General features: G+C 70.0%; 16 protein-coding genes. 4 read left to right on the forward strand and 12 right to left on the reverse strand.

Features of this window, described 5'->3' with window-relative positions:
* Positions 1-8: 8 nt before the first annotated feature.
* From AB0G28_RS18385 to nucS, 5 genes are all read right to left on the reverse strand, one after another.
* Positions 9-1,706, reverse strand: a complete 1,698-nt coding sequence (locus AB0G28_RS18385; RefSeq protein WP_361089704.1) for a sodium:solute symporter family protein — start codon at positions 1,704-1,706, stop codon at positions 9-11.
* A 211-nt stretch (positions 1,707-1,917) separates the two neighbouring features.
* On the reverse strand, positions 1,918-2,694 hold the full coding sequence (locus AB0G28_RS18390; RefSeq protein WP_361089706.1) for a hypothetical protein: 777 nt from the start codon (positions 2,692-2,694) through the stop codon (positions 1,918-1,920).
* Between the two features lie 403 nt (positions 2,695-3,097).
* Entirely contained in the window at positions 3,098-3,940 is an 843-nt protein-coding gene (locus AB0G28_RS18395) for a hypothetical protein (protein WP_361089708.1), read from the reverse strand.
* Positions 3,941-4,032: 92 nt separating this feature from the next.
* Positions 4,033-4,242, reverse strand: a complete 210-nt coding sequence (locus AB0G28_RS18400) for a DUF1653 domain-containing protein (protein WP_361089710.1) — start codon at positions 4,240-4,242, stop codon at positions 4,033-4,035.
* A 1-nt stretch (position 4,243) separates the two neighbouring features.
* Positions 4,244-4,903 (reverse strand): endonuclease NucS, encoded by a 660-nt coding sequence (nucS, locus tag AB0G28_RS18405; RefSeq protein WP_285985896.1) that lies wholly within the window; start codon positions 4,901-4,903, stop codon positions 4,244-4,246.
* Positions 4,904-4,940: 37 nt separating this feature from the next.
* Here nucS and AB0G28_RS18410 point away from each other — a divergent pair, with 37 nt between their 5' ends.
* Complete coding sequence (locus tag AB0G28_RS18410; protein ID WP_361089712.1) at positions 4,941-5,486, forward strand: NUDIX hydrolase; 546 nt, start codon at positions 4,941-4,943, stop codon at positions 5,484-5,486.
* On the opposite strand, the gene AB0G28_RS18415 is transcribed toward AB0G28_RS18410, so the two are convergent.
* The 4 genes from AB0G28_RS18415 to AB0G28_RS18430 form a co-directional block, all read right to left on the reverse strand.
* On the reverse strand, positions 5,458-5,922 hold the full coding sequence (locus tag AB0G28_RS18415) for a DUF2867 domain-containing protein (protein WP_361089714.1): 465 nt from the start codon (positions 5,920-5,922) through the stop codon (positions 5,458-5,460). The genes AB0G28_RS18410 and AB0G28_RS18415 overlap by 29 nt on opposite strands.
* Positions 5,919-6,419: a TetR/AcrR family transcriptional regulator gene (locus AB0G28_RS18420; RefSeq protein ID WP_361089716.1), complete on the reverse strand. Its 501-nt coding sequence runs from the start codon at positions 6,417-6,419 to the stop codon at positions 5,919-5,921. Before AB0G28_RS18420 ends, AB0G28_RS18415 begins: the two co-directional genes overlap by 4 nt.
* Before the next feature lie 75 nt (positions 6,420-6,494).
* On the reverse strand, positions 6,495-7,268 hold the full coding sequence (locus AB0G28_RS18425; protein WP_361089718.1) for an enoyl-CoA hydratase-related protein: 774 nt from the start codon (positions 7,266-7,268) through the stop codon (positions 6,495-6,497).
* Positions 7,265-8,227 (reverse strand): helix-turn-helix domain-containing protein, encoded by a 963-nt coding sequence (locus AB0G28_RS18430; RefSeq protein WP_361089720.1) that lies wholly within the window; start codon positions 8,225-8,227, stop codon positions 7,265-7,267. The genes AB0G28_RS18425 and AB0G28_RS18430 overlap by 4 nt, the downstream gene beginning before the upstream one ends.
* Before the next feature lie 70 nt (positions 8,228-8,297).
* On the opposite strand from AB0G28_RS18430, the gene AB0G28_RS18435 reads away from it, so the two are divergent.
* A complete protein-coding gene (locus AB0G28_RS18435) occupies positions 8,298-8,840 on the forward strand; it encodes a cysteine hydrolase family protein (RefSeq protein ID WP_361089722.1) in 543 nt (180 codons plus the stop codon).
* Here the strand turns inward: AB0G28_RS18435 and AB0G28_RS18440 are convergent.
* The 3 genes from AB0G28_RS18440 to AB0G28_RS18450 all read right to left on the reverse strand — a co-directional run bounded on the left by AB0G28_RS18440 (position 8,833) and on the right by AB0G28_RS18450 (position 12,033).
* The gene (locus AB0G28_RS18440) at positions 8,833-10,851 is read right to left on the reverse strand and encodes a protein meaA (RefSeq protein ID WP_361089724.1); all 2,019 of its coding nucleotides are present in this window, start codon (positions 10,849-10,851) and stop codon (positions 8,833-8,835) included. The genes AB0G28_RS18435 and AB0G28_RS18440 overlap by 8 nt on opposite strands.
* Before the next feature lie 85 nt (positions 10,852-10,936).
* Entirely contained in the window at positions 10,937-11,452 is a 516-nt protein-coding gene (locus AB0G28_RS18445) for a hypothetical protein (protein ID WP_361089726.1), read from the reverse strand.
* Between the two features lie 59 nt (positions 11,453-11,511).
* On the reverse strand, positions 11,512-12,033 hold the full coding sequence (locus AB0G28_RS18450) for a PH domain-containing protein (protein WP_361089728.1): 522 nt from the start codon (positions 12,031-12,033) through the stop codon (positions 11,512-11,514).
* Positions 12,034-12,173: 140 nt separating this feature from the next.
* Here AB0G28_RS18450 and AB0G28_RS18455 point away from each other — a divergent pair, with 140 nt between their 5' ends.
* Positions 12,174-12,797 (forward strand): LysE family translocator, encoded by a 624-nt coding sequence (locus AB0G28_RS18455; RefSeq protein WP_361089730.1) that lies wholly within the window; start codon positions 12,174-12,176, stop codon positions 12,795-12,797.
* Complete coding sequence (locus AB0G28_RS18460; RefSeq protein ID WP_361089732.1) at positions 12,797-13,423, forward strand: LysE family translocator; 627 nt, start codon at positions 12,797-12,799, stop codon at positions 13,421-13,423. Before AB0G28_RS18455 ends, AB0G28_RS18460 begins: the two co-directional genes overlap by 1 nt.
* Positions 13,424-13,425: the final 2 nt, after the last annotated feature.

Raw genomic sequence — 13,425 nt, forward strand, 5'->3', positions numbered from 1 at the left:
CCGGCCTCCTAGAAGATGGCGTTCAGGGCGATGGTCAGGACGAGCACGATGCCCGCGAGCAGGCCCGGCTTGCGGTACCAGCCCGCGTTCTCACCGGTCGCGTCGTGCTGGCGCGTCTCCTTCGGCGTCAGCGAGTAGACGAGGCCCACGAGCTCCTCGTCCGGCTTCGGCCGGGTCGCCATCGAGACGACCACGCTCACCACGATGTCGACGACGAACGCGGTCCCGGCGGCGACGAAGCTGATGCCCTGGCCGGTCAGGCCCAGCACCCCGGCCTTCGACAGGGCCCAGACGGTGATCGCGGACGCGGTCCCGAGCACCAGGCCGCTCCAGCCGGCGTGCGGGGTCATCCGCTTCCAGAACATGCCGAGGATGAACGTCGCGAACAGCGGCGCGTTGAAGAACGAGAACAGGTCCTGCAGGTAGTCCAGGATGTTGCCGGAGTTCGACGCGATGAAGGCCGTGCCGATCGCCGCGATCGTGCCGACCGAGGTCACCACGCGGCCGAGGTTCAGGTAGTAGTGGTCCGGCTTGTCCTTCTGGACGTAGGTCTGCCAGATGTCGTAGGTGAAGACCGTGTTGAACGAGCTCAGGTTCGCCGCCATGCCGGCCATGAAGGAGGCCAGCAGACCGGCGATGGCGATGCCGAGCATGCCGTTCGGCAGCAGGTCGCGCATCAGCAGCAAGAGGGCGTTGTTGAAGGTGACGCCGCTTTCCGCGGTGCCGCCGTCGAGCAGCACCTGCTTGTCCTTCACGTACTCGGAGACGGTGACCGCGGCGATCATGCCGGGGATGATCACGATGAACGGGACCAGCATCTTCGGGAACGCGCCGATGATCGGCGTGCGCCGGGCGGCCGACATGCTCTTCGACGCCATCGCGCGCTGGACCTCGACGAAGTTCGTCGTCCAGTAGCCGAAGGAAAGCACGAAGCCGAGGCCGAACACGATGCCCAGCACCGACAGCAGGCTGTTGCCGAACCCGGTCAGGTTGTCACCGGGCCAGGAGTGCAGCTGCGCCGACCCGCCCGGGCTGTTGGTGACCTTGTCGACCAGGCCCTGCCAGCCGCCGACCTTGACCAGGCCGATGATGGTCAGCGGCACCAGCGCGATGACGATCACGAAGAACTGCAGCACCTCGTTGTAGATCGCGGCGGACAGGCCGCCGAGCGCCGTGTAGGAGAGCACGATCGCGGCGGCGACGATGATCGACACCCACAGCGGCCAGCCGAGGAGCAGCTTGACGACACTGGCCAGCAGGAACAGGTTCGCGCCCGCGATGAGGATCTGGGCCGCGGCGAAGCTGATGCCGTTGACCAGGTGGGCCGGCTTGCCGAAGCGCCGCCGCATGAACTCGGGGACGCTGCGCACCTTGGAGCCGTAGTAGAACGGCATCATCACGATGCCGAGGAACAGCATCGCCGGGATGGCGCCGATCCAGAAGTAGTGCACGGTCGGCAGGCCGTACTTGGCCCCGTTGGCCGACATGCCCATGACCTCGACCGCGCCGAGGTTCGCCGAAATGAACGCCAGGCCCGTCACCCAGGCCGGGAGCGAACGGCCGGACAAGAAGAAGTCGAGACTGCTCGACACCTGCCGTCGCGCCAGATATCCGATGCCCAGCACGAGCGCGAAATAGAACGCCAGCTCGATGTAGTCGATCGCGTTCGCGTCGAGTCGCAGGTTCGCATCGGCCAGTACCAGCACCCGACCCACCTCCGGCAGTACGTCTTGAAACAGCACAAGTCAAGCGGGACAATAACCGACAGGAATCACCACCACCCTGTCGGATCCGGACAGTACTGCATGGATTCAGGGTCGGCACGCTGACGTGTCCACAGTGCACAGAAGGCGCGCCTTCCCGGTCTTGACCAGGGAAGACGCGCCCTCGTTCACGCGCCGCGGGAGCGGGCGCCGATCAGCGGTCGGTCGGGACGGCGATTTCGCCGTCCTCCTCGATCAGCTTGGCGAGCACCTCGTCGGGCAGGTACGTCCGGTGCGGGTAGCCCGGGCCCCACGAGTTGAGGATCGGCACGGCGCCGAGCGCGTCGGCCCGCGGGTTGGCGAGCACGGAGTGCACGTCGTCGACCGACTTCGCCCAGCGGAACGCCTTGATGCCCTGCTTGACCTCGGGGGTGTACTTCTCGCGCGCCTGCCAGTCGTCGGCGGCGTAGGAGTCGGCCCACAGGACGTGCCCGGTGTCCTTGAGCACCTGGGCCGCGGCGCGGACCGACGTGCCGTTGTCGTCACCGGGGTTGGTCTCGGGCCACTCGTCGCGCTTCTTGGCCGAGTCCCAGAGCCAGCGGGCCGCGTACTCGCTGCCGTTGTAGAGCGACATGCACCGCGACCAGCCGAAGCCGACGCAGGCCCCTTCGTGCCCCTGGTCGTAGAACGCGTACCAGGCGTCGGTGTCCGGCGTGCCACCCGGCTCGAGGCACACGCAGTGCCCGCCGCGGATGTGGCCGAGTTTCTTGACGCCGGCCTTGGCGATGAAGAACTCGCCGGAGGTCTCGTCCTGTTCCGGGCCGTCGAACGCCGAGTACCAGTTGACCCCGATCACGACGGGCGAGCGCTTCGGCCGGTGCTCCTCGGCCAGCGCGCCGAACGGATACCTTTCCACGTGCCGCCAGTCGTCCGGAACGAATCGGCCCAGGCGCGGGTCGGCCGGATCGGAACCGAGTGGGCGATAACGCATGACTTCCTCCTCCGCGGGTGGCGAAACGCGCGCACACCGGCCGGCTGGCGTGCGCACACCGAGCTCGAAGGCGGATTCCCAACGTTGGCACGACGAAGAAAGACGGCCGAGCGCACCACCCTCCGGCCACGCCGGACGCACCGGCGGAACCCCTCGACCCGAGTGTCGCACGGGTTCGGCGAATAAGATCCCGAACTCACCCGAACAGCGCAGGAATCACGGTGAAAAAAATATCTGCCACTATGCCGGGCGCTATCGGGTCAAAGAATTTCCTGGCGGAGTATTCAGCGAAGAATCAGATACATTGATTCCGGCATCGATTCGGTATCGGTGTTTCAGGCAGCCGGAGACTCCTCCGCGGGCTTCCCAGCCGTTCGCCGGCAGACACCGCCGCAGTCGCACTTCAGGTGAGCGAGGCTTCCGGAATATGCAGCAGCAGACGTTCATCGCCGCCGACATCCTCGCCCAGCTGCGCTTCAACGCCCTCGTCCCCGTCGTCCATCTGACCGTGCTGCCACCGAGGCTGATCGAGTAGCTCACCGACCGACCATTCGCGCTCTTCGCCTGCGCTGAGCACGAGTACCCGGTCTGGCCGGTTATCCCGCCCGACGATCGTCCACCACCGGACACCATCGTCCGGCCCACAGATAGTCACAACCTCCCAGAACCGTGGCCACTTCAATGGCCGCCGCGGCAGAGCTTTGCCGAACACAGTCGCCCAGTCCGGCACCCCGCCGTGAAGATGAGAATCTTTCAGGGTGAACAACGTCGCCTTCTTCACGGACGGTGCGCTCCGACCACGCGGCAAGGCAGCGGCCACCGAGCCCGCGGGCATCACGTGGAGCCAGTCACCGAACCACGCCGTCCCGGCTTGCCGCCGCCACCATTTCGGTGGTGCCGCCGAACTGCCCGGAGCGGGTGGCGAGAAGCCGGAGCGGGAGGTCAGCGGACCGGTCCAGCGCGGGGTCGGGAACACGTAGTACACCGGCAGCGGTGGGCCGGACCGCGGATACAGGTAACGCGCCAGCCGGCGGGTGTCAATTTCGAGGACGTGGTCGTCACCGCGCGCTTCGGTCGTCTTCAGCTCCAACGCCAGTGTCTTCCCTGGCGCAGATGCGGCGAGTCGGGGCAACTCGGCCAGGACGTCCTCGCCCGAGGTCGGCCACCACAGAGCACCGTTGGGAAACCGGTTGGACAGGTAGCTGCTGGCCCAGTGCTCCAGTGTCTTCTCCGGGATGGATCGCACCTGCCCATAATGTCCTCATCCGGCATCGTGACCCAATCGGCCGCTCTCCGGACACATGGCATAAGCGTCAGCGGGTTTTCAACGGTACGGCTTCAGCCCGGCGAACGCCGGAACCGCGGCACCCGGCCGTCCGGCGTCTCCACGGTCTCGGTGAACATCGTCACCGGGCGAACCCACAGCCCCATCTCGCCGTAGAGCGCGCGGTACACCACGAGCTCCTCTTCGGTCTCGCTGTGGCGGGCCACGCCGAGCACCTCGTACTCGCCGCCCTTGTAGTGGACGTACCGGCCGGGCTCGACCACGTCAGAACAGCCGGAACTCGTCGGACTCGATGCCGCGCAGCTCGTCGTAGTCCAGGGTCAGGCAGCGGATGCCGCGGTCCTCGGCCAGCGTGCGGGCCTGCGGCTTGATGATCTGCGCCGCGAACACCCCCTGCACCGGGGCCAGCAGCGGGTCGCGGTTGAGCAGCTCCAGGTAGCGCGTCAGCTGCTCGACGCCGTCGATTTCGCCACGGCGCTTGATTTCGACCGCCACCGAGCGGCCGTCGGCGTCGCGGGCCATGATGTCGACCGGGCCGATCGCCGTCGGGAATTCACGGCGGACCAGGGTGTAGCCGTCGCCGAGGGTCTTGATGTGCTCGGCCAGCAGTTCCTGCAGATGTGCTTCGACGCCGTCCTTCTGCAGGCCCGGTTCCGCGCCCAGGGCCTGGGAGTAGTCGTGGAAGACCTCCTCGATGGAGATCACCAGCTTCTCGCCCTGCTTGTTTTCGACGATCCAGAGCTTGCCGTCCTCGATCAGCCAGCACGGCGGGCTCATCCAGTTCAACGGCTTGTACGCACGGTCGTCGGAGTGCACCGACACCGAGCCGTCGGACTTGACGAGCAGCAGGCGGGTGGCCATCGGCAGGTGGGCGGTCAGCCGGCCGGCGTAGTCGACCTGGCACCGCGCGATCACGAGACGCACCCGAGGAGGGTAGGACAGAGTCGGTGATACTGGGCGCGTGGACCCCATTCAGCGTGTCGCGTCCCGCGAGGTGTACCGGAACAACTGGATGACGGTGCGGGAGGACGAGATCCGCCGCTCCGACGGCTCGCCGGGCATCTACGGCGTCATCGACAAGCCGGCCTACGCGCTCGTCATCGCCCAGGACGGCGACCGGTTCCGGCTGGTCGAGCAGTTCCGCTACCCGCTCGGCGAGCGGCGCTGGGAGTTCCCGCAGGGCACCGCGCCCGGCCTGGCCGACGTGCCGCCCGCGGAGCTGGCGGTCCGCGAACTGCGCGAGGAGACCGGGCTGCGCGCCGGCTCGATGGTCGCGCTCGGCAAGCTCGACGTCGCCGCCGGCATGAGCAGCCAGCGCGGCTGGGTGTTCCTCGCCACGGACATCACCGAAGGCGAGCCGGAGCGCGAACACGAAGAGCAGGACATGCGCAGCGCGTGGTTCTCCCGCGCGGACGTCGAGAAGATGATCCTCGCCGGCGAGATCACCGACGCGCAGTCCATCGCCGCCTGGGCCCAGCTCATGCTCGCCGAGCGGCACCGGCCTTGAGCATCCCGCGGATCACCAGGTGGTGGAACGGCTTGATCAGCGCGAAGTAGGCCGGGCCGACGCGGTTGTGGAAGTGCACGAGCGTGCCGAGCCGGAAGCCGCGCGGCACGGCTTCGACCGTCAGGTAGCCGGTCAGGTGGCTGTCGTCCACGCCGGCGACGAGGTAGCGCTCCGGATCGCCGGACCGCACTGTGAAGAACGCGACCCGGTCGCCGGGGGCGAACCCGACGTCCTCGGGCCGGAGCCGGCCGGTCCGCGGCACGGACGCGGTGTCCAGCCGCAGCGCCTTGGCGAGCACGTACCGGATGCCGAACAGGGCCTTCACCCACAGCGGCGACCAGCCGAACACGCCCGCGACGAACTCGCGCAGGCTGTTCTCGCTCTCGACCTCCTTGAACTCGACGTAGTCCGCACCCGCGGCGAATGGCTCGGTCATTTCCGTCTCCCCAGTACGAGTTCCAACGCGCTCTTGAGCTGCCGGCCGGACAGCGGCGGCACGACCTGCCCGGCCCCGACGACGATCAGGTAGAGCGCCCGCGCCAGGCCGGCGTCGCCGCTGATCTCGGTCAGGTAGGCCACCCGGGTCCGGTCGACGCGCTCCTGGACCGCCCTCGCCTCGGCGTCCTGCAGGGCCCAGGCCCGGACGGCGATCTCGAGTTCGGGGCCGGGTCCCGGCGCGAGGACGAGCTTCAGCAACGCGCTCAGCCGGTCGCCCTCCGCCGCCTCGGCCTGCTCCACGAACCGCGTGGTGCGCTCGGCCTCGAAGTGCTCCAGCAGCGCGGTGCGGTAGCCGCCCATGCCCTTGAAGTGGTGGTAGAAGGAGCCTTTCGACAGCCCGAGCCGCTCGGTCAGCCGCTCGATGGTCACCGCCGGCGCGCCCTGCTCCGCCAGCAGCACCAACCCCGCGTCCAGCCAGTCCCGCTTACCCGCCATGGCCGTACCATACCGTATGGTACGGTCGGCCCGCAGCGAGAAGCCGCACTTTCCCCGTGAAAGTGCGGCTCCGGGTCAGTCGGGCCAGGAGGGCTTGCGCTTCTCCAGGAACGCCGCCATGCCTTCGCGGGCGCCGGGCAGCTGCGACGCCGCGGCCATGACCTCGAGCGCGATCGCGTACGCGTCGGCCTCGGGCCGGTCGAGCTGGGCGTAGAGCGTCACCTTGCCCATCGACTTGCTGGCCCGGCTGCCGCGTGTCGCCCGGCCCAGCAGCTCCGCGACGGCGTCGTCGAGCCGCTCGTCCGGGACGACCCGGTTCACCAGGCCCCAGTCCAGCGCCGTGGCCGCGTCGATGACGTCGCCGGTCAGCGCCAGCTCCATGAGCCGCTTGCGGCCGATCGAGCGCGCCACCGGGACCGCCGGGGTGTGGCAGAACCAGCCGCCCTTGCCGCCCGGCAAGGCGAAGCCCGCCGACTCGGCCGCCACGGCGAGATCGCACGACGCCACCAGCTGGCAGCCCGCCGCCGTGGCCAGGCCGTGCACGCGGGCGATGACCACCTGCGGGATCGACTGCATCGTCTTCATCAGGTCCGTGCACAGCGCCAGCAGCTCGCGCACGCCCACCAGGTCACGCGCGGCGACGTCGGCGAAGTCGTGCCCGGCGGAGAACACCGGGCCGTCGCCGGCCAGCACGACGCCGGTCGCGTCGGACGTCCCCGCTTCGCGGAACGCGGCGAGCAGCTCGGCGAGGTGGTCCGCGGAGAGCGAATTGCGCCGCGCCGCCCGGTTCATGGTGATCGTGACGGTGTCACCGTCCCGCTTCACCAGGATGTGCTGGTAGTCGGTCATGCCCCGACGGTAGCCCCTCGGAATGTGCGCCGGTAGCTGTCCGGGCCGACGCCGACCTCGGCCCGCATCCGTCGTCGCAGGTTGGCCGCCGTGCCCAGGCCCGACCGCTGCGCGACCCGCTCGACCGGCAGCGACGTCGTCTCGAGCAGCCGTTGCGCGTACCGGACGCGCTGCACGCGCAACCAGCGGCCCGGCGTCACGCCCGTGGCCGCGGCGAACTCGCGGTGGAACGTCCGCTCGCTCATCCGCGCGTGCCCGACGAGGTCTTCGACGCCGATGCCGTCCCCGAGCCGTGCCAACGCCCAGTCCATTGTGGACGCCATGCCGGGCTGGGAAGCCTTCGGCGGCAACGGGTTGTCGACGTACTGACGCTGACCGCCTTCGCGTGCCGGTGGCATCACCAGGCGCCGGGCGAGAGCGGCGGCGACGTCGGCGCCGTGGTCGCGCCGGACCAGGTACAGGCAGAGGTCGAGGCCGCCGACGACACCCGCGGACGTCAGGACGCCGCCGTCGTCGGTGTAGAGCACGTCACGCTGCAAGTCCGCGCGCGGCGCCACGCGGGCGAGGGCGTCGAGGTCGCGCCAGTGCGTCGTCGCCGGGCGGCCGTCGAGCAGGCCGGCCGCGGCGAGGGTGAACGCGCCGGAGCACAGCCCGGCGACGGTCCGCCCGTCCCGGTGCGCCCGCCGCAGCGCGGTGGCCGCTGCCGCGGGCACGGCCGCCAGAGGGTCGTCGCGGCCGGGCGCCAGCACGAGGTCGCAGTCGTCGAGCCCGGCGAGCCCGTGGGTCGCGGCGACGTCGCCGAACGGCGACACGGCCGTGCGGACCCGGCCGGGGCTGCACAGCCGCACGGTGAACGGGCCGATCCCGCTGTCGGTCCGGTCCTGGCCCCAGACCTCGCCGATCACCGCGAGGTCGAACATCCGGGTGCCCGGCAGCAGCAGGACGCCGATGGTGCGCATGGCAGGAAAGTACCGCATCGCGCGTCTTCTGCCACTCCCCTTCGTGCCGGCACGCCGCGAAACTCGACGCATGACCGAAACGGCACTCATCCTGATCGACGTCCAGCGCGGGTTCGACGACCCGGACTTCTGGGGCCCGCGCAACAATCCCGGCGCCGAAGCCAACATCGAGGCACTGCTCGACGCCTGGCAGGAGCGGCGGCTCCCGGTGGTGCTCGTGCGCCACGACTCCGTGAAGCCGGACTCCCCGCTGCGCCCGGGTCAGCCGGGCAACGACTTCAAGCCCGAGCTCGACGGCGCGCGGCCGGACCTGGTGTTCGGCAAGCAGGTCAACTCGGCGTTCATCGGCGACGTCGACCTCGACGCGTGGCTGCGCCGGCGCGGCATCTCGAGCTTCGTCGTCGCCGGGATCCAGACGAACTTCTGCTGCGAAACGACCGCGCGGATGGGCGGGAACCTCGGCTACGACGTCACTTTCGCCCTCGACGCGACGTTCACCTTCGACCTGCCGGGCGTGCCCGCGGACGAGCTCTACCGGGTCACGGCGGCGAACCTGGCGAACCAGTTCGCCACCGTGAAGTCCACAAAGGACGTCCTGGCCGGGCTCAGCTGAGGCCGTTGCGCTCCCGGACCAGCGAGACGATGCCGTCCATGATTTCGGTCAGCTCGTAGTCCTTGGGCGTGAACACCCTGGCGATGCCGCGCTCGGTCAGCAGCGCGGCGTCGTCCGGCGGGATGATGCCGCCGACGATCACCGGGACGTCGCCCGCCCCCGCGGCCCGCAGGCCGTCGACGACGTGCGGGACGACCTCGAGGTGCGAACCGGAGAGCACGGAAAGCCCGACGACGTGCACGCCTTCCTGCACCGCGGCCGCGACGATCTGCTCGGGCGTCAGCCGGATGCCCTGGTAGACGACCTCGAACCCGACGTCGCGCGCCCGGACGGCGACCTGCTCGGCGCCGTTGGAGTGGCCGTCGAGGCCCGGCTTGCCGACCAGGATCCGCAGCCGCTCGCCGAGTTCGGCTTCGGTTTCCCGGACCCGCGCGCGCACCCGCTCCAGCTCGGGGTCACCCGCGCCGGCGACGGCGGACGCGGAAACCCCGGTGGGCGCCCGGTATTCGCCGAACACCTCGCGCAGCGCGCCGGCCCACTCGCCGGTGGTCACCCCGGCCCGCGCACAGTCCACAGTGGCCTCGAACAGGTTTTCCGTGGTCCGCGCCCGTTCCTTCAACGCGGCCAGCGACCGCTCGACGGCGTCGTTGTCGCGCCGGGCCCGCCAGTCCTCGATCGCGGTGACGGCGGCCTTCTCGACGGCGGGGTCGATCGTCTCGATCGCCTTGGCCCCCTCGGCCTGCAGCGGCGACGGCTCGGTCGTCTCGAACTTGTTGACGCCGACCAGGATCCGCTCGCCGTTCTCCACCCCGCGCCGGTACTCGGCCAGGGAGGTGACCAGCTGCGACTTCATGTAGCCGCTCTCGACGGCGGCGACCGCGCCGCCGAGGTCCTGGACGCGGGCGATCTCCTCGCGCGCGCCGGTCATGATCTCGTCGACCTTGGCCTGGATGACGTGCGAGCCGTCGAAGATGTCCTCGTACTCCAGCAGGTCCGTCTCGAACGCGAGCACCTGCTGCATCCGCAGCGCCCACTGCTGGTCCCACGGCCGGGGCAGGCCGAGGGCTTCGTTCCACGCGGGCAGCTGGATCGCGCGGGCGCGAGCGCCGCGGGACAGTGACACCGCGAGCATCTCGAGCACGATGCGCTGGACGTTGTTCTCCGGCTGGGCTTCGGTGAGGCCGAGCGAGTTGACCTGGACGCCGTAACGCAGGCGGCGTGCCTTCGGATCCGTTACGCCGTAACGGTCTCGCGTGAGCTCGTCCCAGAGCGCGGTGAACGCGCGCATCTTCGCCATCTCCTCGACGAACCGCACACCGGCGTTGACGAAGAAGGAGATCCGCGCGACGACCTTGGCCATGTCGGCCTCGTCGACCTGCCCGGAGTCCCGGACGGCGTCGAGCACGGCGATCGCGGTGCACAGCGCGTACGCGACCTCCTGCGTCGGCGTCGCCCCGGCTTCCTGCAGGTGGTAGCTGCAGATGTTGATCGGGTTCCACTTCGGCACGTGGTGCACGGTCCACGCGATCATGTCCGTGATCAGCCGCAGGCTCGGCCCCGGCGGGAAGATGTAGGTCCCGCGGGACAGGTACTCCTTGATGATGTCGTTCTGCGTGGTGCCGGTGAGCTTGGCCAGGACCTCGTCCACGTCCCGGCCCTCGGCTTCGGCCTGCTCACGCGCCACGGAGACGTACAACGCGAGCAGCCACATGGCCGGCGCGTTGATCGTCATCGACGTGTTGGCTTCGGCGAGCGGGATGCCGTCGAAGAGCCGCCGCATGTCGCCGATGTGCGACACCGGCACGCCGACCTTGCCGACCTCGCCGCGGGAGAGCTGGTGGTCCGGGTCGTAGCCGGTCTGGGTCGGCAGGTCGAACGCCACCGAGAGACCGGTCTGCCCTTTCGCGAGATTGCGCCGGTAGAGCTCGTTCGACGCGGCCGCGGAGGAGTGCCCCGCGTAGGTCCGCATCACCCACGGGCGGTCTCGTTCGCGGTCCGTTGGATACGGCACAGCACACCTCCGGCGGTGGACGTTTCGTCGAGTGTACCGGCCGGTAACTTAGCTGAGCAGTGGAATCGGACACGTCCGGGTGAGGTCAGGCCTGCCCGGCCTGTGCCCACGCGATCAGGTCGCGGACCCGCCCGGCCTCCGGCACGGCGACCAGGCCCGTGACCAAGAAGGAAACCGACGCGGGAGAGAACGCCACGGGGGTCCGCAAGAACCTGCCGAAGTCGATGGTTCCGCTGCCGTCCCGCCGGATCCGGGCGACCGGCGGCGGCAGCGTCCCGAGGTACACCGACGTGCGAGTCCGTCCCGAGAAGCGATCGACCAGCACGATCCGCCGGTCGGTCACGAGGTACGCGACGCCGCGCCGCGCCCGCAACCTGGCGCCGACCGGCACCCAGGCGAACGCGAGACCGCCCACCCCGACGACCCAGGCGAGGAACGACAGCGGGGCGTGCCTGGCCACCGGGACCACGATGGTCGCGATCCCCCAGAGCAGGCCGAACAGGAACTGGTACCAGTCGAACCGGGCGAGCGCGAGACGTTGTGGCCGTCCCCACCACAGCAGCCGTTCACCGGGCAACAGCCCGTCCGCCGGCAGGTCCACCGTCGCCTCCCCAGTGGTCTTTGCCGGACTCACGCCCGGCGACCCCTGGTGGTTGCCCCTCAGGCGGCCGAACTGCCGGGCTCCGGCGGGGCCTGGCGGGCCTTGGCCTCGTCGATGGCCTTGGTGAGCATGTCGCGCACCCGCTTGGGCTCGCCGATGCCCATCAGCGTCACCGTTCCCGGGCCGCCGAAGGCGATGGTGCCGGTGCGGGACGGTCCCGGCTTGAGGACCGGCGCCGGCAGGCCGGCCAGCTCGCTGGAGCGTTCCTTCTGCCGGAACAGGCCCGAACGCGCGATGATCCGGCTGTCGGTCACCGCGTAGGTCGTGCGCCCGAGCGCCAGGTAGCGGACCACGGACCGGCCGATCAGGCCGTAGCAACCGAGCACCAGCGCCACCACGGCCGCGGCCATCGTCAGGCCGCTCGGCTGCTTCGTGAGCAGGTACCAGAGCGCGGCTGCGGCGAGGACGAGTCCGGCAGGGGCGATCACCCCGTCCGCGGCGACGTAGAGCGGGCGCTGGACCGGTTCTCCCGCCCAGAGCACGCGCTCACCGGGCAAAAGATCGATTTCCCCTGCTGACATGGCCGAACAGTACTCCGCCGGGGCGCCCGCCGCCGAGTGCCACGCGCGCCGTACGGGCTCGCGCACGCTCCGTGCCGGGCCGGTCGCTGTGACCGAAATCCGCGAGACCGTACGGCGGGCGTCGTTTAGCGTGGACAGCCGTGACGTGGAGTGTGTACGGGAGTTACCTGGTCATCGTGGTCCTGATCGTGCTGGCGCCGGGACCGGACACGATGGTGATGCTGAAGAACGCCCTCTCCGGCGGGTTCCGGGGCGGGCTGCTCGCGTCGCTCGGCATCGTCACCGGGAACGCCGTGCAGGGCACCGCCGCCGCGCTCGGGCTCGGCGTCCTCATCGCACGGTCGCAGCCGCTGTTCATCACGCTCAAGTGGGTCGGCGCGGCCTACCTCGTCTTCCTCGGCATCCAGGCGCTGCGCGGCGCGTTCCGCGGCAGCTACGCGGGCATCGAGGAAGTCCAGCGGCGCCGGGGCCGGGGCTTCCGGCGGTTCCGTGAAGGGTTCCTCTCCAACGTCACCAACCCGAAGGTGCTGGTGCTGTTCCTGTCCGTGCTGCCGCAGTTCCTGACGGCCGAGTCGAGCACCGGGGACGCGCTGCTGCTGGCCTACACGGTCGCCGTGCTCGGCGGGCTGTGGCTGCTGGCGCTGCTGCTGTTCGTCCACCGCGTCCGGACGTGGCTGGGCCGCCGCCGGGTGCGCCGTACCCTGGACGGCGTCACCGGCACCGCGCTGCTCGGGTTCGGCGCCGCCCTCGCCTTGGAGTCTTGATGACGTGGAGCACGTACGCCGCTTTCACCGGCATGATGGCGTTCCTGGCCATGATGCCGGGCCCGGACACGATGGTGGTGCTCAAGAACGCCCTGACCGGCGGCGTCCGCGGCGGCGGCTGGGCGTGCGCCGGGATCTCCGCCGCGAACTTCCTGCAGGGCACGGCGGCCGCACTCGGGCTGGGAGCGGTGCTCACGCGCTCCCAGCCGGTGTTCCTGACGGTGAAGTGGCTCGGCGCGGCGTACCTGGTCTTCCTGGGCGTCCAAGCCCTGCGCGGCGCCTGGCGCGGCGATTACGAGGCGCTCGACGACGTCCGCAAGGCACGCGCGTCCCGGGGACGGCGGTTCCGCGAAGGGTTCCTGTCCAACATCACCAACCCCAAGGTGATCGTGCTGTACCTGTCGGTGCTGCCGCAGTTCCTCACCCCGGGTGTGACGGACCAGGGTGACGCGCTGCTGCTGGCGTACACCGTCGCGGCCCTGGGGCTGGTGTGGCAGGTGCTGCTGCTGTTCTTCGTCCACCGCGTCCGGGGCTGGCTGCAGCGCCGCCGGGTGCGGCGGACGATGGACGGCGCCACCGGGGTAGCACTCGTCGGGTTCGGGGCGGCGCTGGCCTTCGAAGGCTGACG

The sequence above is a fragment of the Amycolatopsis sp. NPDC021455 genome (assembly GCF_040640995.1).
Taxonomy (GTDB): domain Bacteria; phylum Actinomycetota; class Actinomycetes; order Mycobacteriales; family Pseudonocardiaceae; genus Amycolatopsis.